The 25,200-nt window shown below is 68.6% G+C and carries 19 protein-coding genes; 12 read left to right on the forward strand and 7 right to left on the reverse strand.

Annotation, left to right across the window (positions count from 1 at the left end):
• Window positions 1-344: 344 nt before the first annotated feature.
• Complete coding sequence (locus ACFXI4_RS00645; RefSeq protein WP_384986869.1) at window positions 345-3,845, forward strand: type ISP restriction/modification enzyme; 3,501 nt, start codon at window positions 345-347, stop codon at window positions 3,843-3,845.
• Between the two features lie 613 nt (window positions 3,846-4,458).
• Here ACFXI4_RS00645 and ACFXI4_RS00650 read toward each other — a convergent pair.
• Both ACFXI4_RS00650 and ACFXI4_RS00655 read right to left on the reverse strand, forming a co-directional pair.
• Complete coding sequence (locus ACFXI4_RS00650) at window positions 4,459-4,908, reverse strand: helix-turn-helix domain-containing protein (protein WP_384986871.1); 450 nt, start codon at window positions 4,906-4,908, stop codon at window positions 4,459-4,461.
• A gap of 636 nt (window positions 4,909-5,544) precedes the next feature.
• Window positions 5,545-7,668, reverse strand: coding sequence for a glycogen debranching N-terminal domain-containing protein (locus tag ACFXI4_RS00655; protein ID WP_384986873.1), 2,124 nt, complete (start codon window positions 7,666-7,668; stop codon window positions 5,545-5,547).
• A gap of 122 nt (window positions 7,669-7,790) precedes the next feature.
• On the opposite strand from ACFXI4_RS00655, the gene ACFXI4_RS00660 reads away from it, so the two are divergent.
• The 4 genes from ACFXI4_RS00660 to ACFXI4_RS00675 all read left to right on the forward strand — a co-directional run bounded on the left by ACFXI4_RS00660 (window position 7,791) and on the right by ACFXI4_RS00675 (window position 12,400).
• Complete coding sequence (locus ACFXI4_RS00660; protein ID WP_384986875.1) at window positions 7,791-8,867, forward strand: LacI family DNA-binding transcriptional regulator; 1,077 nt, start codon at window positions 7,791-7,793, stop codon at window positions 8,865-8,867.
• Between the two features lie 213 nt (window positions 8,868-9,080).
• Window positions 9,081-10,325: an extracellular solute-binding protein gene (locus ACFXI4_RS00665; RefSeq protein WP_384986877.1), complete on the forward strand. Its 1,245-nt coding sequence runs from the start codon at window positions 9,081-9,083 to the stop codon at window positions 10,323-10,325.
• Between the two features lie 6 nt (window positions 10,326-10,331).
• A complete protein-coding gene (locus tag ACFXI4_RS00670; RefSeq protein ID WP_384986879.1) occupies window positions 10,332-11,495 on the forward strand; it encodes a carbohydrate ABC transporter permease in 1,164 nt (387 codons plus the stop codon).
• A complete protein-coding gene (locus ACFXI4_RS00675) occupies window positions 11,492-12,400 on the forward strand; it encodes a carbohydrate ABC transporter permease (protein WP_384986881.1) in 909 nt (302 codons plus the stop codon). Before ACFXI4_RS00670 ends, ACFXI4_RS00675 begins: the two co-directional genes overlap by 4 nt.
• 182 nt (window positions 12,401-12,582) lie before the next feature.
• Here ACFXI4_RS00675 and ACFXI4_RS00680 read toward each other — a convergent pair whose 3' ends face one another.
• Window positions 12,583-12,897, reverse strand: coding sequence for a hypothetical protein (locus ACFXI4_RS00680; RefSeq protein WP_384986882.1), 315 nt, complete (start codon window positions 12,895-12,897; stop codon window positions 12,583-12,585).
• A gap of 867 nt (window positions 12,898-13,764) precedes the next feature.
• On the opposite strand from ACFXI4_RS00680, the gene ACFXI4_RS00685 reads away from it, so the two are divergent.
• Window positions 13,765-14,331: a Uma2 family endonuclease gene (locus ACFXI4_RS00685; protein WP_384986884.1), complete on the forward strand. Its 567-nt coding sequence runs from the start codon at window positions 13,765-13,767 to the stop codon at window positions 14,329-14,331.
• Between the two features lie 1,539 nt (window positions 14,332-15,870).
• Window positions 15,871-18,531: a magnesium-translocating P-type ATPase gene (gene mgtA / locus ACFXI4_RS00690; protein ID WP_384986886.1), complete on the forward strand. Its 2,661-nt coding sequence runs from the start codon at window positions 15,871-15,873 to the stop codon at window positions 18,529-18,531.
• A 221-nt stretch (window positions 18,532-18,752) separates the two neighbouring features.
• Here mgtA and ACFXI4_RS00695 read toward each other — a convergent pair whose 3' ends face one another.
• Entirely contained in the window at window positions 18,753-19,658 is a 906-nt protein-coding gene (locus tag ACFXI4_RS00695) for a helix-turn-helix domain-containing protein (RefSeq protein WP_384986888.1), read from the reverse strand.
• A gap of 154 nt (window positions 19,659-19,812) precedes the next feature.
• Between ACFXI4_RS00695 and ACFXI4_RS00700 the strand changes: the two genes are divergently transcribed.
• From ACFXI4_RS00700 to ACFXI4_RS00720, 5 genes are all read left to right on the forward strand, one after another.
• On the forward strand, window positions 19,813-20,553 hold the full coding sequence (locus tag ACFXI4_RS00700; protein ID WP_384986890.1) for an SDR family oxidoreductase: 741 nt from the start codon (window positions 19,813-19,815) through the stop codon (window positions 20,551-20,553).
• A gap of 69 nt (window positions 20,554-20,622) precedes the next feature.
• Window positions 20,623-21,450 carry an alpha/beta fold hydrolase gene (locus ACFXI4_RS00705; protein WP_384986892.1) on the forward strand — a complete coding sequence of 276 codons (828 nt, stop codon included), beginning with the start codon at window positions 20,623-20,625 and terminating at the stop codon, window positions 21,448-21,450.
• Window positions 21,443-21,970: a WHG domain-containing protein gene (locus ACFXI4_RS00710; protein WP_384986894.1), complete on the forward strand. Its 528-nt coding sequence runs from the start codon at window positions 21,443-21,445 to the stop codon at window positions 21,968-21,970. The genes ACFXI4_RS00705 and ACFXI4_RS00710 overlap by 8 nt, the downstream gene beginning before the upstream one ends.
• Window positions 21,967-22,335, forward strand: coding sequence for a hypothetical protein (locus ACFXI4_RS00715; protein WP_384986896.1), 369 nt, complete (start codon window positions 21,967-21,969; stop codon window positions 22,333-22,335). Before ACFXI4_RS00710 ends, ACFXI4_RS00715 begins: the two co-directional genes overlap by 4 nt.
• A gap of 612 nt (window positions 22,336-22,947) precedes the next feature.
• Window positions 22,948-23,133, forward strand: a complete 186-nt coding sequence (locus ACFXI4_RS00720; RefSeq protein WP_384986898.1) for a hypothetical protein — start codon at window positions 22,948-22,950, stop codon at window positions 23,131-23,133.
• A 163-nt stretch (window positions 23,134-23,296) separates the two neighbouring features.
• On the opposite strand, the gene ACFXI4_RS00725 is transcribed toward ACFXI4_RS00720, so the two are convergent.
• The 3 genes from ACFXI4_RS00725 to ACFXI4_RS00735 all read right to left on the reverse strand — a co-directional run bounded on the left by ACFXI4_RS00725 (window position 23,297) and on the right by ACFXI4_RS00735 (window position 25,089).
• A complete protein-coding gene (locus ACFXI4_RS00725) occupies window positions 23,297-23,644 on the reverse strand; it encodes a hypothetical protein (protein ID WP_384986900.1) in 348 nt (115 codons plus the stop codon).
• 206 nt (window positions 23,645-23,850) lie between these two features.
• Entirely contained in the window at window positions 23,851-24,462 is a 612-nt protein-coding gene (locus tag ACFXI4_RS00730) for a hypothetical protein (RefSeq protein ID WP_384986902.1), read from the reverse strand.
• 186 nt (window positions 24,463-24,648) lie between these two features.
• Window positions 24,649-25,089 carry a VOC family protein gene (locus ACFXI4_RS00735; protein WP_384986904.1) on the reverse strand — a complete coding sequence of 147 codons (441 nt, stop codon included), beginning with the start codon at window positions 25,087-25,089 and terminating at the stop codon, window positions 24,649-24,651.
• Window positions 25,090-25,200 lie beyond the last annotated feature (111 nt).

A 25,200-nucleotide genomic window follows, 5' to 3' on the forward strand; every position in this document is an offset into this window, starting at 1 on the left:
TCGCCGGACAGTACCCATCGGCACGCATGAGGCCGGGAAACCCTGTGAACACGTGCGAACCACGGAGGGGAGTTTTCCCAGTCCAGGTACCATGCAGCCGACATTTCCGCAGGTCACAGCCCCATTCAAGAAAAACTCCTAAGCGGGTGTCGCAGGTTCGAATCCTGCCGGGGGCACAGAGAAACACCTGGTCAGAGCCCTTCCGTTTAGACTGCGAAGGGGCCTCTGCTCCTTCAAAGCCGATGCGGCGCACGAAAAGAGGGTGCACCGCATCGCACGGGCGAGCAGTCGCGGCCTTGAGGGCCTCTCGACGTTCGGTGATGTTGCGCTTACCGTGTGTTGAGTTGGACACCGAGAGTGTGCTGGCTTCTGGGGGCGGGATGCAGCGCAGGGACGGGTTTCGGCGGATCATCAGCGAGTTTGGTGCGACCTGCAAGCAGGCACTGCTGCATGGGCAGAAGGAAGCTGCGATCCGTCGCGCAGTGGAGACCCTCCTCACTGACGCAGCGAGCCTGCTGGGGCTGCAGGCTGTCCTGCATGCCGAGGTCGCGATCGCCGCGCACCGTATCCGTCCCGACTTGGCGGTGCGCATCGGGAAGTTACCACGCAACATCGTGGGCTACGTCGAGTTGAAGAGCCCGGACAAGAGCGTGATACATCCTGGCGGGCTGAAACAGCGCGACCGCCGTCAGTGGGAGGGCATGTCGAAACTCCCAAACTTGATCTATACCAACGGCCAGACATGGATCATGTACCGCTCGGGCCGACAACGCGGCGAAACCATCCATCTAGAAGGCGATCTACACACTGCTGGCTCTCGCTTGCGACTGTCTGCTGCCGACGAGGTCGTCTTCGAAGCGATGCTGACCGCGTTCTTCAGCTGGCAGCCGCAACCGCTGACGTCGATGCGGGAGGTGGTCGCCCAGGTGGCGCCCCTGTGCACCCTCCTGCGTGATGCCGTCCACGAGCGCCTCGACGCCGAAGCTGGCCTCCCACGCCACCAACGCCCCTTCACCGATCTGGCATCCACTCTTGAGGTCGACCTCTTTCCCACCACCGACGATCGCGACAAACGCGCGGCTTTCGCCGACCGCTACGCCCAGTCCGTGACCTTCGCCCTCCTGCTCGCCGGCTCCGACACCAACGTTGGCAACGCCAGATCATTGGCCGGTGTGAGCCTCCACGAGATAGGTCGGCGTCTGGGGGCGGAGCACTCCGTCATGGGCCGTGCCCTGCAGATCCTCACCGATCAGGTCGAGGGCGAGTTCCGCGACAGCCTCGACATGCTCGTCCGCGTCATCGACGCCATCGACTGGAGAAGTGCTCTGGCCGACGACCCCGGCTTTCACATCCATCTCTACGAGCACTTCCTGCAGGAATACGACGCAGACCTGCGCAAGGACTCCGGCACCTACTACACCCCAGCCTCGCTGATGACGGAGATGATCCGCCTTGTCGACGAGGTACTGGCCACCGCGCTGGATTGCCCGGACGGTTTCGCCGATCCCGGTGTTTCAATCATCGACCCTGCAATGGGAACCGGCACGTTCCTCACCGGCATCATTGACCTCGTCGCCCGCAAGCAGACCGAAGGCGGAAACGAAGGCTTCCGCGCCGAATCAGTACAAGAACTCGCCGGCCGACTGATCGGGTTCGAGAAGCAGATGGGCGCCTTCGCCGTCGCTCAGATGCGTGTCGGGCAGATGCTGCGCCGACTCAATGCACGTGTGCGGCTGCGTGACATGCGGCTGCACTTGGCCGACACCCTTGCTGACCCCTGGCGGCCCAGCGAACTCTTCGATCGATACGGCGCCTTGTGGGGCCCTTTACGTGATGACGCCGAGGCTGCCAGCACCATCCAGCGCAACGAACGCATCACCGTCGTCATCGGCAACCCTCCGCACCGCGAACAGGCAGAAGGCCAAGGCGGATGGATCGAGAAGGGTTCGCCGGGCCGCGGTGCTCCACCTCTGGACGCCTTCCGGCTGCGCGGTGCGGCAGGCGTGTACGAGAACAAGCTGAAGAGTCTGTGCACCTACTTCTGGCGCTGGGCCACCCACAAGGTCTTCGACCAGCATGACGACCACCGTCATGGCGTCGTCTGCTTCGTCAGCACCGGCGGCTTCATCCGCGGCGCGGGCTTCCAGGGCATGCGCTCCTACCTGCGGCGCACCTGCACCGAGGGCTGGGTCATCGACCTCACCCCCGAGACCAAAAGGCCGCCGGTCAACAGCCGCTTCTTTCCTGGAGTCCAACAGGAGTTAGCCATCGCAATCTTCGTCCGCCGACAAGGCGAGCGGCGAGACGAACTGGCTCCCGTCCACTATGCGGCCGTTCATGGCACCCGCCAGGACAAAGAAGAACAACTGCACAACTTGCATATCGGCGGTCCCGGCTGGCGCAGGTCACGATCTGCCGAGTTCGTCCCCTTCACACCCGCCTCTCAGAGTGGGTGGGACGCCTTCCCCGCTCTCACCGACCTCATGCCATGGCACAAGCCCGGCATCAAGCCCAACCGAAACTGGGTCATCAGTCCCTCGAAAACCCTCCTGCGACGACGCTGGAACCTACTCATCCAAGAACGCGACCCGGCCACAAAGCAGGCGCTGTTCAAGGAGACGGGCGACCGCACCCTGGACAAGGAAGCCCTCCAGATTCCCGGCCACCCCCACCCACCGACCCTCCTCCGCGACGAGCAGAGCCCCTGTCCTGCTCCGGTACGCATCGCTCGCAGAGCCTTTGATCGCCAGTGGCTCATACCCGACGGACGTGTCATCGACCGCTCCCGTCCAGAGCTATGGCAAGCCTCCATCGACGGTCAGCTCTTTGCCATCGAACAGCACACCCAACGTCTAAAGACCGGCCCGGCACTGCTCTTCACCGCCCTCATTCCCGACAATGATTACTTCAAGGGAAACGGTGGTCGCGTCCTGCCGCTCCTCCACGCCGACCGCACCCCCAACATCGCCCCAGGGCTGCTGCACCACCTCGCCAACTCCTACGGCCTCCAAGAGGTCCTCGCTGAGGACCTACTGGCCTACATCGCCGCCGTCACCGCCCACCCCTCGTTCACCGAACGCTATGCGGACGACCTCAACTCCCTCGGCGTTCGCATCCCCTTGACCGCCGCTAGTGACCTCTGGCACGAGGGCGTCAGCCTGGGACACCACATCCTGTGGGCTTCCACCTTCGGCACACGCTGTATCAACCCCAGTGACGACCGCCCAGCAGGCGCATCAAACTGGTGGCGACGTCTGCACCCCGAGATCACATACGCCCGAGAAGTCGCGCCTGACACGCTCCCCTCCGCAATCACCTACGATCCCGAAAACGAGCATCTGATCATTGAGGGAGGCGTCTTCACTGGTGTCACACCGCGCATGCGGAACTACACCACTGGAGGGCGCAACGTGCTCGACAGTTGGCTCGGCTACCGCAGCAACCGCGCCACCGGCAAAGTCACCAGCGAACTGGATCGCGAGCGTCCCGAGGGCTGGGAACCTGAATGGAGCCGGGAGCTTGTCGAAATCCTGGCCGTACTCAGCCACCTCACCTCCCTGGAACCGCAGCAGGCGGGGTTACTCAACCGCATCGTCGTGGCGCCACTGATCGACGTCGCTGAGCTCACCCGACGCCACGTCCTTCCGGTACCCGAACACTCAGAGCACGGTCGTACCGGCCCGGCCAGCGATTTCCTGCCTGGCATGGAATCAGTCGATGGCCAACTGCCTGGACCCGTCGAGCCCCTAACTCCACCGAACGAACCCCCAGGAGCCGCCCCGCCCGGACGACATTCACCTGTGCGACCCGGCCCACGCACTCGCCAGCCCCGCCGCCGGTCCTGATCAGTCCAGAGACGGTAACCAGTCCTTCGCAACGCTCTCGCCTGCCTACTTTCCGACGCCCTCGCTATTCGCTGACCGCTCGTCGGGGCGTGACCCGCCAGAACGGGTTCAGCACACATGGGGCCGGGAAACGTCGTGAACACGTGAGAACTACGGAGGGGTGTTTCCCCAGGCCAGACACCCTGCGGCCGAAGTTTCCGCAGGTCACAGCCCCGCCCAGAGAAAACTCCTAAAGCGGGTGTCGCAGGTTCGAATCCTGCCGGGGGCACCAGGCCTGACCAGGCACGATGCACCAACAAGGCTCCTCGGAAGTGATCTCCGAGGGGCCTTTTGGCCTTGCATGGGAACGAATGGGAACGCGCCGTCAGTCAGATTCCTGTGTGGGGAGCCTGGGCAAACCCCCTGATTTCGGAGCCTGCTCGCGCACGGCCGCCGCTGGAACACCCCCGTCGATATCGGCGCCCTCGCACCCGACTACGACCCCGCGTTCATCCTTTGCAACGTCCTCTCCCGTGCGGACCTGGCGGTCCTGGACTTCGTCAACGACATAGGCCACAAAGACCCGCGGCGCCACACTTCCCCCTCTGCTTCGCCGCTGACGGTGGGAACCGAATCAACCGGCTGATTCGGCGTCGCCCAACACGTCGGCGATCTGACGCCGACCCTCCCTGCGGCGCTCACGCCGCTGCTGGAATGCCAGCACATCGGCAAGGCGCACCACCCGGTGACTACTTCCGGGCAGATTCGTCGACGGGAGGTCGCCGGCATCAAGCAGGCGGGTGACGAACGGTCGAGACAGGCCCAGAAGCTCAGCAGTCTCAGCAGGCGACAGCTGAACCTCGGAGGCCAGGACAGTGACCGCATGTCCGCGAGCCAGCTCGCCGGCGGAGGCGAGGAGAATGCGGACCAGTTCCTGTGGCAGCGCCAGCTCGTCACCATCCGAGGTGCGCACCAGAACCTGAACCTGCTCTGGCGCCATTCGGGCAGTCGCGGCGAGCGCACACTGATGCGAGGGATTCGGTTCGACCTTCTCAGCACGGGCAAGAACGCTCGTACGAGCCATAGCCGCCTCCAATCGCTGACCCAGGTAAAAACACATCTGCAATAACTGTAACCGAGAGGCCCTGCGCGGACAACCGTAAGGGTCACCAGGGGTGGTGCACGGCGGGCAACAGGGGGTGTACCTGGGCCGGAGGAACTGTCTCCACGGTGCCTCGCGGAGGAACCTGGCCCAGAGTCGCACCATGGCGTTCAGGACGCTGGCCTCGTGCGTGCGCGATGCGTGAGCGGACAGCCGGAGGCCGCTGTCAAAACAGGACGCTGAAAAGCACGGTACGTTGCCATCTCCATCAGGGTGACTGGACGAAGCGTGGCCAAGCCGAACTGAAGAAGCGGGCGAGCAGGCATCGTAAGAAGTGATCCGCGCGCGGTCCGGACCTCTGGGCGGCAGCTTGAAGAGGGGTGTCGAGCTTTCACGAGCTCCCGGACTGGCGTGACTCAGGGACCTCTTCTGAACCACCCCGCTTGGTCGCGCGCTCTCCTTGCCGAGACAGCAGACCGACCCAACACTGAGCACCGTACGGGCAGCTTGTTTCCCCCACCGGCCCCCGCACTGTACCGACGCACGCGCCAGGCGGCAGCCGAAAGCTCACCCCGCACCATCGGCGATACAGAACGGCCACGGAGTGTCTCGGCACTGTCAGGCAGTGGTCACGGCCAGCGCCTCGGGTGCTGTCACCTGTACTGATCCGTCCACCGTCACGACGACGTCCAGCCGCTCCCCGTTGACCTGGAGTCCGGTCACGGTCAGCGGGCCGTAGTCGTGGGCGAAGGTGGGGGTCACGGTGACCGTCCCGGCCGGGGCATCGGCATCCAGGCCCAGGGCCGCCTGGAGGATGAGGACCGAGGAGGCGGCCGCCCATGCCTGGGGCCGGCAGGACGCCGGGTAGGGGGCGGGCCCGGTGCCCGCCTCGCTGCCGTGTCCGGCGAAGAGTTCAGGCAGCCGGGCGTCGAATGCCGCCGACACCTCAAGCAGGCCATCCGCCAACGATGCCGCAGCGTCCGGGAAGCCGGCCTTGACCAGGCCATGCACAGCAATCGCGGTGTCGTGCGGCCAGATCGAACCGACGTGGTAACCGTAGGGGTTGTAGCCCACCGCGTCGCTGCTCAGCGTGCGCAGGCCGTGTCCCGCGTCGAGGTCGGGGCTGGCGAGGCGGGCGGCCAGCAGTGCGCTCTCCTGCGCGTTGAGCAGGCCGGTGCCAAGGAGGTGGCCGAAGCCGGAGGTGACGGAGTCGGCCGGTTTGCCGTCGCCGTCCAGCGCGACCGCGGGGAACGGCCCCTTCTCGTCCGTCACCCAGAAGCGCTCGCGGAAGCGGGTGGCGAGCTGGTCCGCCCAGTCCTCCCAACCATCCGCGCCCGGCCGTCCGAACGCGCGCAACAGGGCGGCTCCGGCGCGGGCTGCCTCGTAGGCGTACGCCTGGACCTCGCACAGGGCGATCGGCGCGTGGGCGCGGCGGCCGTCGCGGTAGCGGATGGAGTCGTCGGAGTCCTTCCAGCCCTGGTTGGACAGGCCGTGGCCGATCTGGTCGACGTACTTGAGGAAGCCGTCGGCGGATGCCGCCTCGCGCATCCAGGCGAGTGCCGCCTCGGCGTGCGGCAGGAGTTCCTCGACCTCGGCCCGGGCCATGCCCCAGCGCCAGGCGTCGTGGAGCAGGGTGATCCACAGCGGGGTGGCGTCGACCGTGCCGTAGTAGACCGGCGGGAGGGAGAGGCGGTCCGCGATCTGGAGGGTGGCGCGTCGCACCTCGTGGAGGATCTTGCCCGGCTGCTCCTCCGTGGCCGGGTCGGTGACGACGCCCTGGCGGCGGGCGAGGGTGCGCAGGGTTCCGGCGGCCAGGTCGGTGCCGAGCGGGAGGAGCATGCGGGCGGCCCAGAGCGCGTCGCGGCCGAAGAGGGTGAGGAACCAGGGGGCGCCGGCGGCCAGGAACTGGTCCGGACGGTCCGGGTCCGATGAGCGGGGGTCGGTCAGGCGCAGTCGGTCCAGATCGGCTAGGGATTGCTGAAGCCACTGGTCGAGGCGGCGGTCCGCGCTGCGCAACGAGGGGACAGACCAGGGCAGTTGGTCCGCGGGCGGCGGCGGGAACTGGTCGCCGTCCGTGTACGCCGCCGTGCAGGTCAGCGTCACGCTCCACGACGTACCGGGCTTGAGATCGATGTCGTACGACAGCTCGCCCGTCGGCACCTGGAGCACATCCGGCTCGGGCTCGGCCGCCAGGTGTACGGCGAAGTCGTCCGCGGACCAGGCGAGCCCGATGGCATCGCCGTCCGCGACCTGCGGAGACACCTCCTCGATCACATGCCCCGACTTGACCTGCTCCATGGTGGCGAGGTCCGAACCGGCGCTCACCGTCAGCCGGAAGCGCACGTGCTCGCCGCCCGCGTTGGTGACCTCGAAGACCTCCTCCAGCCGGCCGCTGGCCGTACTACGGCGGCGGTGCAGAGCTACGGCAGGGTCCGCTGTCACCTCGCCGAGCCCGCGCAGGATCGCCCGGAAGCCGGCGCGGTCCGCGCCCCGCAGTCCGCCCTGAACGGGAGCGAGGGCGATGTCGTCGGCGGTGACGGTCAGCCGGGAAAGCGCCCTGCGGTCGCCGTGGTAGAAGCCGTCCGCACCGCCGCTGAGCTGCCCGTCCTCCCCCGAGATCACGAGGCTGGGCGCGTGCAGCGTGACGACCGCGTCATGCAGGAACGGCTGAAGGCCGCCGGTCGCGGACGGGGAGGCCGTGACCGAGCCGTTGGTGTCCTGGGGCTTGACAGTGGAGTCCAAGGAAGTGGAACCTCTCAGCGTTGGATCGTTAAAACGACACTAAGGCAGTCGTCAGAGCGAACACAACGCCTATTGGAACGCTAAAATAAGGTCCATATCGCTTCGGCGAGTCGGAGAGCCGCATGCCCCGCTCCAGTAACGCTTCCTCGGCCAAGGGTGGCCCGGTGACCCTCGCGATGGTCGCCCGCCGGGCCGGGGTCTCCCCGCAGACCGTGTCGAACGCGATCAATTCGCCGGACATGCTGCGGCCCGAGACCCTGGAGCGGGTCCGCCGTGTGATCGACGAGATGGGCTACCGCCCCAGCCGTGCGGCGCAGACGCTGCGCACCCGTTCCAGCAGGCTGATCGGCTACGGCATCCAGCCCACCCCCGCCAGCTCCCCGGTCCTGGACCGGTTTCTGCACGCCTTGTCACAGGCCGCCGACGACGCCGGTTACCGGATCCTGCTGTTCGCCTCCCCGCCCGGCGGCCCGGCCCTCGGAGGGTACGAGGAACTTCTCGACCAGCATGAGGTCGACGGGTTCGTCCTCAGCGGCACCGAGCGCGGCGACCCGCGGCAGGCGTGGCTGGCCAAGCGCGGCGTGCCGTTCGTCGGCTTCGGCCGCATGTGGTCGGGACGGCCGATCGGCGACTGGGTCGACGTCGACGGCGCCTCGGGCACGGACGCCGCGGTCGAGCACCTGGTCTCCCTCGGACACCGCAGGATCGCCTTTCTGGGCTGGGAACGCGGCTCCTCCGGCGCCGGTGACGACCGCGCCGAGGGCTGGCAGCGGGCCATGCGGCGGCACGGGCTGCCGGTGCGCGGGCGGCGGGCCCAGAGCGTGAACGACATCGACGCCGCCCGCGCCGCCGTGAAACCGCTCCTGGACGCGGATGCGACCGCCGTGATCGCGGCCAGCGACATGCTGGCGCTCGGCTGCTACCAGACGCTGCGCGAGCGCGGCGCCGCCCCCGGCCGGGACGTCGCGGTGGTCGGATTCGACGACTCGCCGACCGCCGAGATCCTTTCCCCCGCCCTGGCCTCCATCGCGCAGCCGCTGGAAGAGGTCGGCCGACAGTGCGTACGACTGCTGCTGGCGCGGATCGCCGCTCCCGACGCGGCGCCGGAGCGCCTGCTGCTCGAGCCGTCGCTGATGGTGCGCGACAGCGTCCGCGCACCGGGCGGCGGCGACGCGGAAGAGACCGACTTAGCCAAGTAGCCGCTGCCTCACTCCAGTTGTTGCTGCCTCAGCCGAACAGCTGCCACCCCAACCGAGCCTAGCCGGGGCCGACGGGCTCTCCGCCTCTTCGTCCCCTCGGCACGGCCCCTCGTCTTCCAGGCATTTCTTCTCCTCCTCCCCCACCCCGGCCCCGCGTCCCCGCGCCGACCGGGTGGAGCCGCACGTCACATCCGTAACCCTCGGAGGATTTCCATGGTCAACCGTACGGCCGCCGCGGCCCTCGTCACCTGTGCGACGCTGATGGCCGCCACAGGCTGCTCGCCGGGTTTCGACAGCGGCAAGAAGACAGCGCAGGACTCCAGCTCCAAGCAGCATCTGACCGTGCTGATCGCCAGCTCGGGCGACGCGGAGACCAAGGCCGTCAAGGACGCGGCGGCGGCGTACGCGAAGGAGTCCGGCAACACGGTGACCGTGGACGTCGCCAAGGACATCAACCAGCAGCTCGCCCAGTCCTTCGCCGGGCACAAGCCGCCGGACGCCTTCTACGTCAACTCCGACCAGTTCGCCAACTACGCCAAGGGCGGCTCCCTCTACGCCTACGGCGACCAGGTCAAGGACGCGAGCGACTTCTCCCAGCAGCTGCGCGCCTCCTTCACGTACGACGGCAAGCTGGTGTGCCTGCCCAAGGACACCTCCACCCTCGCCCTCGCGATCAACACGGACCTGTGGAAGAAGGCCGGGCTGACCGACAAGGACTACCCGACCACCTGGGCCCAGCTGAAGGCGGTCGCCGCAAAGCTGACCAAGGGCAAGGTCACCGGCCTCGTCACCAACGGCGAGTGGGCACGGCTCGGCGTCTTCATGAAGGAGGCCGGCGGCTGGATCACCAGTGCCGACCAGACCAAGATGACCGCCGACACCGCGCAGAACGCCGAGGCGCTCACGTACGTGCAGTCCCTGCTGAATTCCGGCGCCATGAAGTATGCCAACCAGGTCGACACCAACTGGGGCGGCGAGGCTCTCGGCACCGGCAAGGCCGCGATGACCATCGAGGGCAACTGGCTCACCGGCGGCATGAAGGCCGACTACCCGAGCGTGAAGTACACGGTGGTCCCGCTGCCCGCAGGACCGTCCGGCAAGGGCACGCTCGCCTTCAGCCAGTGCTGGGGCGTGGCCAAGGACAGCGCCCACCAGGCCGCGGCCGTGGATCTGGTCAAGTACCTGACCTCCAGCGCGCAGCAGGTGAAGAACGCCGCGGCCTTCGGCGTGATGCCCTCCCGCACCAGCGCGCAGGCCGAGTACGCGAAAGAGAATCCTTCCGCCAAGGCGTGGGTCGACGCCAGCGCCTACGCACAGGGCCCGGTGACCATCGCCGGCTTCGACAAGGTCCTCACCCAGTTCAACACCGACCTCGCGGCGCTGAACACCACCGACCCGAAGAAGATCCTCGCCGACCTGCAGAGCAACGGCGAACAGGCCCTCACGAAGGGCGAATGAGCCGCCATGTCCCCCCGTGACACCACACCTACGGTGACCGGCGGCAGCTCCCGGACGGCCGACTCGCCGGGCGCACCTGACGCGTCCGGCGGGCCCGGCCCGGCCGCGGCGCCCCACACCAAGCCCGCCCCGCGCGTGGGGCGCCGCGCCGAAGGAGCCTGGGGCTGGCTGTTCGTCAGCCCCATGGTCATCGTCCTCGGCCTGTTCCTCGTCCTGCCGACCCTGATGGCTCTGTGGGTGAGCCTGCTGCACTGGGACGGCCAGTCCAACCCCTTCAGCGGGCAGGCGAAGTTCGTCGGGCTCGACAACTACCGGGCCCTGCTTACCCAGAACGGCCTCGACCGCACGCTCTTCGCGACCTCGCTGCGCAACAACTTCTACTACGTGCTGCTGACCGTGCCGCTCCAGACGATTGTCGCGCTGGGACTGGCCCTCATCGTCAACCAGCGGATGCTGCGCGGCCGCGGCGCCCTGCGCACCACTTTCTTCTTCCCCTCGGTGACCAGCTCGATCGCGGTCTCCACCATCTTCCTCTTCCTCTTCCAGGGCAGCGGCGCCGTCAACGCCCTGCTGTCCTGGATCGGCGTGAAGGGCCCGAACTGGTTCAACGACCCGCGCGGAGTCCTCTCCCTCCTCCTCGGCGGCCTCGGCATCGCCGACCCCACCCACCCCTCGGGCGCCCTCGCCGACCACTCCTTCATGGGACTGTCCTGGTTCGAGTGGCTGTCCGGACCATCCGTCGCCATGTGCACGATCATCCTGCTCGCCGTGTGGACGACCTCCGGCACCTTCATGCTGATCTTCCTCGCCGCCCTTCAGGGCATCCCCCGCGAGTTGGAGGAATCCGCCGCCATTGAGGGCGTCAACCGCTTCCAGATGCTGCGCCACGTGACGCTGCCCGCCCTGCGCCCCGTCCTCTTCCTCGTCCTCACCCTGGGCACGATCGGCACGTGGCAGGTCTTCGACCAGGTCTACGTCATGAGCCAGGGCGCCCCCGGCAACACCACCCTCACCCCCGCCTTCCTGTCCTACTCGACCGCCTTCGGCGACGCCGACTTCGGACAGGGCGCGGCCATCGCCTTCCTCCTGCTCGCACTGATCCTCACCATGACCGGCCTGCAGCGGTACGCGCTGCGCGAACGCGCCGCCCGACCGGGGAGGAACCGATGACCTCCAAGTCCGGGACCGCCAAGTCCCCACGGTCGCAGCAGTCTCCCGTGCTCGGCCGATTCCCGGTGCCGCTGCGGATCCTCGGATACACCGCGGTGGCCGCGATCGGGCTGCTGTACCTCATGCCGTTCGTGATCCAACTCGTGACCGGCTTCAAGACCGACCCGGACGCTGCCGCGCACCCCCTCGGCCTGATCCCCACCACCCCCACAACGGCCGCCTATCAGCGCCTGTTCGGACTCAGCAAGGCCGGCGACGGCGTGCCCTTCCTGCGCTGGCTGGGCAACTCGGCGTTCATCGCCGTCGTCGTCACCACCGGACGCGTGCTGTTCGACTCGATGGCCGGCTACGCCCTGGCCCGCCTGCGCTTTCCCGGCCGCACCCTGCTGTTCGGCTTCATCCTCGCCGTCATGGCAGTACCCGGCATCGCCCTGCTGATCCCGCGCTTCCTGGTGCTCAACACCTTCGGGCTCTTCGACACGTACACCGGGATGGTCCTGCCGCTGCTGGTCGACGCGGCCGGCATCTTCATCATGAAGCAGTTCTTCGAGTCGATACCCCGAGAGGTGGAGGAGGCCGCACGCGTCGACGGCGCCGGCGTCTTCCGCATCTTCTGGTCGGTGGTCCTGCCGATGGCCCGTCCCGCCCTGATCACCATCACGATCCTCTCCTTCCAGGGCTCGTGGAACGAGTTCACCCACTTCCTCGTGGCCACCCAGTCCAGCCAGTACGAGACCCTCACCACCGGCCTCGCCCGACTCGTCTCCGGCGGCCTCGGCGGCGGCAAGCAGTACCCGCTGAAACTGGCGGCGGCCCTGCTGTCCACACTGCCGGTGGCAGCGCTTTTCTTCTGCTTCCAGCGCTACTTCGTGCAGGACGCCAACGCCGGAGCAGTCAAGGAATAGCGGCCCTCACCTGGCTCAACACCCGCGAAGGAGTCCTCGCCTTCCGCCTCCGCCAAGGCTTCACCAGGTTCGTCAACCTGTCCGTCGAGCCGTACCCGCTCCCCGAACACACCTCGATGACAACGGCGAGGCCGATGAGCGCCCCTCCTGATCCTCGGCCCGACCCGCACCGCCTCTCGTCCTCACCCCCGGAGCCCCTGTCGAGCTGCGACGGACTCACGGATGCGCCCGGCCACCGCGGAGGATTCCTCGTGGCTCATGGCCAACACACCGTTCTCCGCCATCAGCGCGTGGAACTGCTGCCGCTCGTACGGGACGGCCGGGGGCAGCCCGGCGATGTGCCAGTGCGGATGCGCATTGCCTTGCTGGCTCCCCAGCGAGTACAGGTACGTACGCTCGGCTCCCACGCAGTCCTCCACCGCGAGGGCAACCTCCCGAACGACCAGCGAAAGCCGGACGTGCATCTTGGTCAAGATCTCGAACGACGTGCTCGACATGCTGCTTCGGTGCCACCAGCACCTTGCCGGCCAAGGTGGGCCACCGGTCGAGGAAGGCCACGTTGTCCTCGTCCTCAAAGACCGTGTGGTGCTCGTAGTCAGGGTGACCCGGAACAAACGCGCAGACGAAGCAGGGTCCCCGGCGCGCCCTGACCTCGTAGGATCCCAAGTCGTGCGGGGGCGTGATCGGCCGCCCAGTATGGCGACACGGTGCAACTACTACAACGCGTCTCGGGCCGCCGTACATCCCCTGGCGAGCGAGCGTCCTCCGGGCAGAACGCATTCAGCACACATCAGGTCGGGAAACCCCGCGAACGAGCGAGAACTACGGAGGAGTATTTTCCCAGACCGGACGCCATGCAGTGCACGTTCCCGCAGGTCACAGCCCCGCCCAGCGAAGACTCCTAAAGCGGGTGTCGCAGGTTCGAATCCTGCCGGGGGCACCAGGCAAAACGGCCCGGACCGATCATGGTCCGGGCCGTTTTTACGGCACCATTTGACGGCAGGCGCCTCTACCTCGCCCAGTGCGGCCCCCTTCCCCCAACGAGGCTGGTGCACAACCAGCCGCCGAGGGAGCGAGCTGAAACCCCTGGTTTCGATCGTCCGCCACTCCAATGCCCCGTACAGGGACGTCGTTACCGTCTCCCGCCGGTTCAAGACCGTCTCTGCTGTCAGCCCAGTGCTCGGGCTGCTCGAAGAACTCGGATACGTGCGTCCCCTGCAGACCAGGCGAACCAAGTCCAGGCGGCTGGTCGGACGCCGGCCGACAGGGAGGGCGTGAGCGGGATCAGCATGCCCGGCGGATAGCGGACAGTACGCTGAATCCAGCGGGATCGGGCCCGCAGCACAGTGTCCGGGAGGTGCTTCATGACGGCCGAGATGATGGCCCCGGCGTGGATGCATGAGCAGATCACGGCGGAGGAGTACGAGTCCTGGTCCGAGGAGCAGTGTGCCGGTATCGAGATCGTGGACGGGATCGTCGTCGTGAGTCCGAGCGCGTCCAAGCGGCACAACCGGCTGGCCCGGATCCTGGCGAACGCCCTGGACGCCGCCGCGGGCCCGGAGTGGAACGCCGACACGGACTTCGACGTCCGGCTTCAGGACGTCCCGCTCACCAATCGCCGCCCGGACGTCGTCGTGTACCGCGCAGACACCATCGACGTCACCCCCACCCGCCCCGAGCACGTGCTGCTGGTCGCGGAGGTGGTGTCGCCGGGCTCGGAGACCACCGACCGGATCGTGAAGGTCGACCAGTACGCCAAGGCAGGCATCGGCTTCTACTGGCGGATCGAGCAGGCCGCGACAGGCGTTCCGCTCGTGTACACCTACATTCTCGACCCCGCGACACAGACCTACCGGGACGGAGACGTGTTCACCGGCGTCCTCAAGGTAGTGGCCCCGTTCCCAGTGGAGATCGACCTCGGGCAGGTCTGATCTGGCGCTGCTCAGCAGCCGGCAGCGCGTGAGCAATACGTGAGCTGGTCCGGCACAGGACGGCGTAAGCCGGATTAAGTGGCTCGCCGTGCTCTTCCGACCAGGGGGCAAGGATCCAATCCCACTCCCAAAGCGGGTGTCGCAGGTTCGAATCCTGCCGGGGGCACAGCGAAATACCTGGTCAGAGGCCCTTCCGTCGGACGGACAGGAGGGCCTTCGCGCTCGCAGCACAGATATGGCACACACGGGCTGCGGGCAGAGGTGGGGAGCTGTGCGAGATGCCCGCGAAGGACGAGCCGGCCCGGCGCCGCATACGAGAAGCCGGTAGAGCGGCTTGAGTCGCTGATGCAGGGCGCTTTGAAGCCGGAGTACCGACGTCCGCTACAGCATTGACGAAAAGATCCGGATCCTCACCCGCGGCCGCAAGCTGGGCATCGCCGGCGCCCACCTCCTCGACGCCGTGATCATGGCGTACCTGGACGGCGATCTCTCCGTGGGCCTGGCGGGCAGCGCACCCAGCTCGACGACTGCCTCGACAAGCTCGACGCCCTGCGGGCCGAGGTCGCGCGGATCGGCAACAACGTCAACCAGATCGCCACCGCCTCAACGCCGGAGGCGATACCTTCCCTGGGGACACCGCCGTCCTCGCGCAGACCGAGCGCGCCCTGGACGCCGTCCGCACCCTGATCGGCGACATCGCGCAGACCATGAACCACGCCGTCTCCGCGGAGGCGGCCCGGTGATCGCCAGGATCGGCAGCGGCAAGGGCACCGCCGGCCAACCTCTCGCCCGAAGTCCTGAGTGTGCTCGCAGCCCTGAGTTCGGTGGGCCGGGAGACGCGCGCCGGCGAGCAGGTACTCACTCTCTCACCGCCCTCCTCGCCACCGACTGTCCCCGCTGCCTGGAGAGTGCCCGGAGACAAGACCGAGGCAGCCACGCCGGCCTGCGCGATCGCCGCGACGCGCGGGACTGCCCGTATCGACGGCGTCCAGGGCAAGGACGAGGTACCCCGTCCGCCGAAGATCACGGCAGGGCCACCGCCCTGACCGGCGAGTCCCCTGCCACCGTCTGTGAACGCGGCCTCGTCCGCCCCGTCCGCCACGAAATCGCCCACCTCGACGGCCTGCTCCGCACCGCCCGGATGGGAACCGGGTCGACCACGTCCCGGTGGAGGAGTACCGGCAGACCGGCCGGGCGCGGGCGGGCAAGTGATCCCGCACCGGAAGGCGCTGTGCGATCCACGAGCAGGCAATTCGCGTACGCCTCCCGTTGCCGCCGCTGTGCGGTGTGCCGGTACCTCCGCCGAGTTCCTCGGTGGCACTCGGCGGGTGCGCCATGCGGCTCGCGTCCAAGCGCAATGAGCGTGCGATGCTGGAACCCTGGAGCCCGCCGGGTCTGTGGACCCCGCGTTCTCACCGGCCGGGATGGCATGACACCCAGGACGGCGATGCGCATGACCAAGCAGCAGTGCCGGGATCGTGAGACCAGCCGGCGCCCCACGTCGAGGAACGTGCCACCCGCCTCCGAAGGCCGGGCAGGGTGAGCGTCTCCGCTCCGGCGCAGCCGTCCGTGCTCGCGGGCGGGGTGGTGTCGGCGGCGTCCGTGTCGGGGGACGAGGTCCTTCGTGCGCTCGGTGTCGTCGCCGGGGAGGGCCTGGGTAGTGAGGAGGCCGCGCGACGGCATGCGCAGTTCGGCCCCAATGCGGTCGCCACGCACCGTGCCCGGGTACTCCCGGTGCTGTGGCATCAGCTCCGCTCGCCGTTGCTCGGGCTGCTGGTGGCGGCCGCTGTGGCGTCCTTCCTGGTGGGCGAGCGAGGCGATGCGGTGATCATCGGGCTGATCGTGAGCGCGTCCGTGGGGCTGGGCTTCGTCAACGAGTATCGCGCCGAGAGAGCCGCCGAGGCGCTGCACTCCCAGATCCGCCATCAGACCGTGGCGCTGCGCGACGGCCGGACGACCCTGGTGGATGTCACGGCGCTGGTCCCCGGTGACGTGGTGGACCTGCGTCTGGGTGACATCGTCCCGGCGGACCTGCGGCTGCTGGAGGTCATCGGTCTGGAGTGCGACGAGTCGGTCCTGACCGGCGAGTCGCTCCCGGTGGACAAGACCGCTGCCGCGGTCCCGGCCGGGACCCCGCTGGCCGAATTGTCCGGGTGCGCTCTCATGGGCGCGGTCGTTCGGACGGGCGCTGCCCGCGGCGTGGTGGTGGCCATCGGAGCACACACCGAGTTCGGCAAGATCGCCGCCGGGCTCGACACCCACCCTCTCGACACCGAGTTCCAGGTCGGACTGCGGCGCTTCTCCCTGCTGCTGGTCTACGTGGCGGGCGCGTTGACCAGCTCGATCTTCGTGATCAACGTGGTGCTTCACAAGCCGATCATCGACGCCTTGCTGTTCTCGCTGGCCATCGCGGTCGGTATCACCCCGCAGCTGCTGCCCGCCGTCGTGTCGACCAGTCTGGCCGCCGGGTCGCGCCGGATGAGCCGGCGCAAGGTGCTGGTCAAGCGGCTGGTCTGCATCGAGGACCTGGGCGATGTCGATGTCCTGTTCACCGACAAGACAGGCACGCTCACCCTGGGCCGTATCGAGTACATGCGCGCCGTTCCCGCCGGTGACCTCGATTCCGGGACGGTGGTGAAGTGGGGGCTGCTCAGTACCGACAACGCGGCGCGGGATGCACGGGATGTCGGCGGGAACCCGTTGGACCAGGCCCTGTGGCGGTCTCCGGCCGCCGCGGGCGAGCGGGCCGCGCTGGACGGGTACACCCAGGTCGCGGTGCTGCCCTTCGATCACGAACGGCGCATGATCTCGGTCCTCGTGCGGGACAGGGACGGCCGTTCGAGCCTGGTCACCAAAGGCGCTCCGGAAACCGTCCTGGACCGCTGCGTCGACGTCCCGCCCGGAGCCCGCGACGCGCTGGCGGCCGAGTTCGCGGCAGGAAACCGCGTGATCGCCGTCGCCACCCGGCCCGTCGCCCCCGGAACGCAGGCCGTCGAGCCCGGGGACGAGAGGGAGCTGAGCCTGGCCGGGCTGCTGGTGTTCCTCGACCCGCCCAAACCGGGCGCCGCCACAGCGCTGCGCAGACTCGCCGACCTGGGCATCGCGGTGAAGGTCGTCACCGGCGACAACGCCGCGGTCGCCGCCAAGGTCTGCCGTGACCTCGGCCTCACCGACGCGGGCGCGATGACCGGCAGCGAGGTCGATGCCCTGGACGACGCGCATCTGGCCGAAGCGATCACCGGGACCACCGTCTTCGCGCGCGTGAGTCCCGAGGCCAAGGCCCGTATCGTGCACGCGCAACGGCGCAGCCGCGGCGGCGTGGCGTTCCTGGGCGACGGAGTCAACGACGCACTGGCACTGCATGCGGCCGACGTGGGCATCTCCGTCGACTCGGCCACCGACGTCGCCAAGGACGCGGCCGACGTCATCCTGCTGGAGAAGGATCTCGACGTCCTCGCGGACGGTGTGGCCGAGGGACGCCGGATCTTCGCCAACACCATCAAGTACGTGCTGATGGGCACTTCCAGCAACTTCGGCAACATGGCCTCCGCCGCGGGCGCCTCGCTGTTCCTGTCCTTCCTGCCGATGCTCCCCTCACAGATCCTGCTGAACAACCTTCTCTACGACAGCAGTCAGCTGGCCATCCCGACCGACAACGTGGACGAGGACCAGCTGCGCAAGCCCTCGCACTGGGACATCGCCTTCATCCGCCGGTTCATGATCTCCTTCGGGCCGCTCAGCTCGGTGTTCGACTTCGTCACCTTCGGCGTCATGCTCTGGGTCTTCCACTCCGGCCCGGCCCAGTTCCGCTCCGGCTGGTTCGTCGAGTCGCTGGCCACCCAGACCCTGGTGATCTTCGCCATCCGCACCCGGCGCATCCCGTTCTTCCGCAGCCACCCCAGCCTGCCGCTGACCCTCGCCGCGCTCGGCGTCGTCACCGTCGGTGCGGTGCTGCCGGCCACCCCGCTCGCCCACGCCCTGGGCTTCCAACCGCTTCCGGGAGGGTTCTTCGCCACGCTGGTCGGCATGATCCTCGCCTACCTGGCCCTGATCGAAATCGGCAAACGGCTCTTCTACGGAGCCGGGGTCGCGGCTCCTGCGGCTCCCCGGCACTACGCCGGCCACCGTCACCTGCGGCGCCGTGCCGGCCGATTCAGCACGGCAGCTCCCCACCCCACGCCGGTCGACGGCCCGCCGTGATGCGGACCGTCAGCCATACGGCGAGCGGCCGGCAGGAACGCCGGATCACCATGCGGTGGCCCGGCAGGCGCTCGTCCGCATGCCGGGCCGCTGGGGGCTCGCCGCCCGCAGGAGCGCTCACGTGGTTCCAGTCCCCCCGTTCGGTAACGATCACTGCAGTCACAGGTCAGAACACCGCCAACTCAGTGATCAACAGCGTATTTGTCAGAGCGAGCAGGGCTTCACGGTCCGTGCCGGTCCCGACTGCCCTGCGATGGGTGGCAGGCGTGGACGTCTCGTCCTGTCAGCGGGTCGACGGCCGCAGCGGGCTGCTGCCCGCCGGCGGGGGCGAGGGAGGTCAGCAGTTGGAGCTTCTCGGCTGCGTCGCTGTCCTGGTCCGGGTAGTAGAGCACGAGCAGCAGGTCTCCGACGGCGAGCTTCTCGCGGTTGAGGTGCAGTTCGCCTACGACCGGATGGTTGACGGTGCTGGTGTAGCCGAGCGCTTTGATGTCGTGCCGTGCCCACAGGGTGCGGAAGCGGTTGCTGGCCAGGGACAGCTCGCCGACGAGTTCGACTGAGCGCTGGTCGGTGACGCTGTCGTCCACCGAACGGCGAAACGCCGCGACGGAGTCGACGACCGCCGCCTCCCAGTCGTGCTGGAAGTGGCGTTCCTCGGGGTCGAGCAGCAGGGAGCGCAGCCGGTTCCCGCCAGGCCGCAGCCGCGGCGACAGCGCCATCGCGAGCCGGTTGGAGGCGAGGACGTCGAAGTGCCGGTCCTCGACGAACGCCGGCACGTCCACGGCCGCCAACAGATGGTGCAACCGGGCGGGCAGGCGCGGTGTGCGCTGCTTGCGGCGGGCCGGCGGGCGGGGCACGTTGAGTCCGAGCAGGTACTCGGTTTCCAGGTCGTCGAGGCGCAGGACACGGGCGATGGCCTGGAGCACCTGCGGGGAGGGGTTGTGATCCCTGCCGCGCTCCAGCCGCAGGTAGTAGTCCGCACTGATACCTGCAAGCATCGCGACCTCCTCGCGGCGAAGCCCTGGGACGCGCCGGTTGGCGCCACCGGGGATGCCGGCCTGCTGAGGCGTGACCAGGTCGCGGCGGGCGTGCAGGTACTCGCCCAGCCGGTTCGCGTCGTCTTGAGGCATACCTCCCACGGTAGCCGCGGCCGACGGGCGCAGAGGGGGTCCTGGCACACCCCGGATCGGCAGGGCCTCTCCCGTTCCAAAGCATGTGAGCGAGCCTGCTTGTGGAAGATCCGGTAGTCGCTGGACGACTACCGAACGTCACAGGGAGATTCTGGTGAAGCTCACCAATCGCACAGTGTTCATCGTCGGTGGCACCTCTGGCATCGGGCTCGAACTCGCGCACCGGTTCGCGAAGGACGGCAACACGGTCGTCGTCGGCGGGCGCCAGCCCGAGCCACGGGACGGCCTGCAGTCCGTTCAGATCGACGTCACCGACCCCGCCTCGGTCCTGCGGGCCCGCGACGAGGTACTCGCGGCGCACCCCGGCCTCGACGTCGTCGTCACGATGTCCGGAGTCCTGCTCACCGAAGACCTGCGCGACCCCGCGCACATCACCGACGCCGAGAACATGGTCGCCACGAACCTGCTCGGTACCATCCGGGTGATCGACGCCTTCACGCCGCACCTGATCGGCCGCGGCGCCGGAACGATCATCACGGTGAGCTCGGGAATCGCGTTCCTGCCCTTCCCGCTCATGGCCACCTACGGCGCCACGAAGGCCGCGGTCCACTCCTACACCGAGTCGCTGCGGGCGCACCTGGCCGGGACCGGCGTGGAGGTGGCCGAGCTCGTGCCGCCGGCCGTCGCGACCCCGGCGATGGCGAAGCTCAACCCGGCGGCCGTGCCGGTCGACGACTACCTCGACGAGGTGATGGAGCTGCTGGCCGTGGAGCCTACGACCCGCGAGATCATTGCCGAGGCCGCGCTGCCGCTGCGCTGGGCCGAGCGGGACGGCACCTACGCCGAGCTCCTGGAGCGCCGCTCCGCGCCGCTGGACCACCTGCCCGGCCGCTGACCGGCCCGGTTCCCGGCCCGGCCGCTGATTCCGCTGTCGTGGCTGTCGAGACGAGCTACGGAGATCGACATGACTGAGTTCCTGAACGTGGAAGGCGGCACCGTCGCCTACGAGGTGACCGGCTCCGGGCCGCTGATGGTGCTTGCGCACGGGATCGGCCAGAGCCGCGACGCCTATCGGTTCATGGTCCCAGAGCTGGTGGCCGCCGGTTACCGGGTCGCGGCCGTGGACCTGCGAGGCAGCGGCGAGTCGACCGCGACGTGGCCGTCCTGCACCCGCACCGACATCGCCGGCGACCTGATCGCACTGATCGAGCATCTCGGCGGTCCCGCGGTGCTGGTCGGCCACTCCATCTCCGGCGGTGCCGCGACGATCGCCGCTGCCAGGGCGCCGGCGCTCGTGAGCGCCGTCGTCGAACTGGCGCCGTTCACCCGCAAGGTGGAGTATTCGCTGAGCGCCCTGGGCGTGTCCCGCTACCGCAAGGCCGCGAAGGCGATCTCGGCCGTCGCGATGTTCGGCAGCCACAAGCAGTGGCGGAAGTACCTGGAGCTCGCGACCCCGGAGCCGCGCCCGGCGGACTGGGCCGCGAGCCTCGAGCGCACCGACGCGATGCTGCACGAGCCGGGCCGGATGAAGGCCCTGCAGAAGCAGATGAACAGCGCCGCCGACGCCGGTGCCCAACTCGGCGACGTGCACTGCCCGGTCCTGGTCGTCATGGGCACCCTCGATCCCGACTGGAGTGACCCGAAGGCCGAGGGCGAGGCCATCGTGGCCGCGCTGCCGGAGGGCGTCGGCCGGCTCGAGATGCTCCCGGGGGCGGGCCACTACCCGCAGGTCCAGTTCCCGTCGGCAGTGGTCGGCCTGGTGCGCTCATTCCTGGAGACGGCCCGTGCCTAGGGCCGGACTCGACCGGGCCACGGTCATTGCGGCCGCGTCGCAACTCGCCGACGAGGCCGGCTTCGCCGGCCTGGCCATGGGCCTGCTGGCCGAGCGGGTCGGCGTGCGGACACCGTCGCTGTACAAGCACGTCGATGCGCCGGACGCCCTCCGGCGGAGCGTCGGCCTCCAGACCGTCGGCGACACCGACGCGGTCCTGACCCGGGCCGCCGGCATCCGTGCCCCGCGCCCCGAAGACGAGGAGTACCAGGCCGTGACCTCCGAAGCGGTGCGGATCCTGTTCGACGCGGTCGCCAGCCTCGGGCTGACCGACGAGCGAGCCATCGACGCGGTCCGAGCGCCGCACACCGTCATCCACGGCTTCGTCGGCCTCGAAAGCAACGATGCCTTCCAGATGGAGCGCGACCCCGCCGACAGCCACCGGTTCGTCGTCGACACGCCCGTCAACGGCATGCGGGCCGCCGCGGCCGCCGGCGGCGGGCCCGAAACGGCGCCGCTCCATGCCGGGGAGGGACCATGACCCAGGCCGCCGACTCCCCGAACCGCACCAACGCCGCCTCCGGGCTGCGGTTCCTGACCGAACTGATTGGCTGGACGGCCACCCCGTGGGCGCTGCACCGGGTCGACTGGGCGGTCGCGACCATCGTGCTGGTCCTGCTGATCGGACTTCCGGCCGTCGTCGGAACACCCGGCGACCGCCCCTTCGACCCGCCGGTGGCGATCCCCGGCGCGGCGATGCTCCTGCTCGTGCTCCTCGAACTGGCCGCCGCAGCGGTGGCGCCGTGGTTCGCGTGGCCCACGTGGGCGGCGGTCGTCGCGACCGCGCTGGCTGCGACGTCGGTCGTGCTCGAACAGCCGCGCTGGCGTTGGCTGTTGCGCCACTAGATCATGACTCGGTACGCATCCTGGGGCGCCGGCCCGGAGTGCACCCCTTCGCATTCCAGGAAGCGGGCTTCATGCGTGCGCGATGCGTGAGCGGACTGTCCGGCACGAGGTGTCACGAGTGGGACCGCGCGCGCAGTCGCATGGGCACTGACCAGGCGAAATAGCACCTCCCAGCACCGCCGGACACTCCCCGGCAAGGATTCGATCCCACTCCGGTGTTGCCCGTGTGCCGAAGGTCGTGGAAGTGAGCGTCGGCCGTGCCCCCGGCGTCTTTCCGGGTCCTGTTCCAGTCGTCCCGGAGGTCGCCGCGCCGTAACTGGCCGCCCTGGGGCCCGAGGAGGACGTGTCCGTCACGGCCACGGCCGGCGTAGGCGTCGAGGTGCCGCTCCCCGTCCGGCAGGAGTTCGGTCGGGAAGGCCACCGGCCGCACCCCGCCGTCCGACTTCGGCAGAAGCCGAGCCCAACCGAGTCGAACCACCGCGTCACGATCGAGAAGCCGCAGCCTATGAGCGGTCAATGCGTAGCCATGCGTTGCAGGTCGAAGGGACCGGAGTCATCGATGGGTCGGCTCATGCGACATCCAGTCCGGGCAACGGCGGGTACTGCCGGCCGATGTCCACACTGGAGGTGAGCACTCCCCTCACGGTGGGGACATTTGAGCAGCGTCTGAAAGCCGTTGACGGAGACTACGTGGACGGGAAGATCACCCAGTTCGGAGAGCGGGACGGCCACCGCCTGCTGAGGATCGAGACGGGCACGTCGGGGGAGGGCGGGACGCTCGACCTACGGTGCGGTTGAGTGAGCTGAGGCAGCCCCATGCGGTACAGCAACGAAGTACAACAACGAAGGCGACCGCACCAGACCGAGCGAGGAACAGCGGCGAACGAGCGCGGAGGTCGGCGGACCGTCAGCACAGGTGAGCGTGCGTGCTGCTCGCTTCACGAGTCCGACGCTCCTACGGTCAGGCCAGTGCAGGCATGAACCCGCCGCGGACAGTTCCCGAGGACAGCAGGGCCGACCAGTCGAGTGCCTCAGGCAGGCGGTCCAGCGACAGGACGACCACTCCGCCGGCCTGCTCGGCGTCCGCGCACCAGTCGCCCATGCCGCTCGACGCCGGGCCGTCGTCGGCGCCGCCCACCACCGGCGCGGCCAGAGCGGGGACGACGAGCCCGTGGTCCCCAGGTCCGTCCACGACACACAGGGTGAGCCGGGCAACGATGTTCCAGCCCTCGCACGAGGGCATCGCTCCGTCCTGCGCGGTCAGGAGGGGCAGGGCATCGTGGACAGGCGCGTCAGCCAGCAGGAGCACAGGGCGTGGCACCACGGACGAACAGAGAGTTCTCAGGATCCAGAAGCACGGGGCCACTGTCGCAGGCCGGGGCGCAAGGGCGGCAAGAGGGGTGCCGAGGCGGGGCTCCGGGACCGTTGCCCCATCATGATGCGTGATCGGATTACGGCGCGGGAGTACGGGTTCTCCGGTTCGGGGACGGGACGGCCGGGGATCTGTGGCCGCTCTCACCGCCAGCCGCCGGTGAAGTCGCTGGTGAGCTGGGCGTCGCAGATGTTGTAGCCGCCCGACGCGTGCCCGGACTTGGTTTGCCCGTCCACGGTCACGCTGCAGTTGATGTCCCCCGAGCCCTGCAGTTGGGCGTTGAGCGTGTAGTACATCGCCCCCTTGGCGAGGGGCAGAGTGGCCTCGAAGGTGCCGTTCTTGAACGTGCCCTTGCGGGTGTCGCTGTCGGAGCCGTAGTTGATGTCGAGGCCACCGAGCGCTCCCGCCGGGGCGGTCCCCCAGACCTTGAAGACGACGGCCTTCGAGGTGCCGGCCTTCTTGCCGTCGTCCTTTGCTCCGGCGTCCGCCTCGCCACCGGGCGTGGGGGTGGACGCCGGCTTCGAGGCGCCGCTGCCGGAGCCGTCCGAGCCGCTGCCGCCGACAGCCGCGACGGCGATGCCGAGGACGACGGCCACGCCGGCGAGACCGAGACAGCCCAGGCCGATGACCTTGCCCGCGCCGGGTCCCCTTTTCGGCGGCTGGGGCGGGAACGGCTGCCGTCCGTGGGGGTCCGGACCGTAGGGCTGCTGCGAGCCGGCCCATTCGGGACGCTGTGACGGCTGGTTGTTGTTCATGGGTCCCCCTGAAGTGTCGGCTACCGAAGACAAGATGGGGGACATGTGAAGATGGCGTGCGGTTGCCGCTTACCTGCCGGATTCACCCGATCGTGGTAGATCGATCCCCGGTCAGGGGGTGCTGCAGAGCGTGCAGGGGGGGAGCCGGCAGCGAGGGACAGCGCGTGTGATCAGCAGCTCCCCCGGTCAGTGGAGCTGTTCGGCCAGGCCGACGATGATGCCCTCCGGGCCGCGGACGTAGCAGAGCAGATAGCTGTCCTCGAACCGGGCGATCTCGCCGACGAGTTCGGCTCCGTGGGGGCGGAGGCGGGTGACGGTGTCCTCGATGTCGTCGACGGCGAACATGACGCGGTGGGTACCCAGAATGTTGTGCGGCCGGTTGCGCGGTCCGGCGCTGACCGCCGCGGGGCTGCGGTACTTCGCCAGTTCGAGCCGGCTGCGGCCGTCCGGGGTCCGGACCATCGCGATGTCGCAGCGGACGCCGTCGAGTCCGGTGCACTGGTCGGCGACGAGGCCCCCGACCTCCGCCCTGCCCTCCAGTTCCATACCGAGTTCCACGAAGAACGCGACGGCGGCGTCCAGGTCCTCGACGACGATGCCGACGTTGTCCATCCGCTGAATCGCCATGCCGGTCTCTCCTTCTCCTCGGGTACGGCTGCTGGTGGCCGCTTTCGCGCCTGGGACGGAGCCGGTGGCGCGTTCTCGACATCGGCAGGCTGCCGGACTCCGAAGAGCCGA

It is taken from the genome of Streptomyces sp. NPDC059224, assembly GCF_042754285.1.
Lineage (GTDB): Bacteria > Actinomycetota > Actinomycetes > Streptomycetales > Streptomycetaceae > Streptomyces.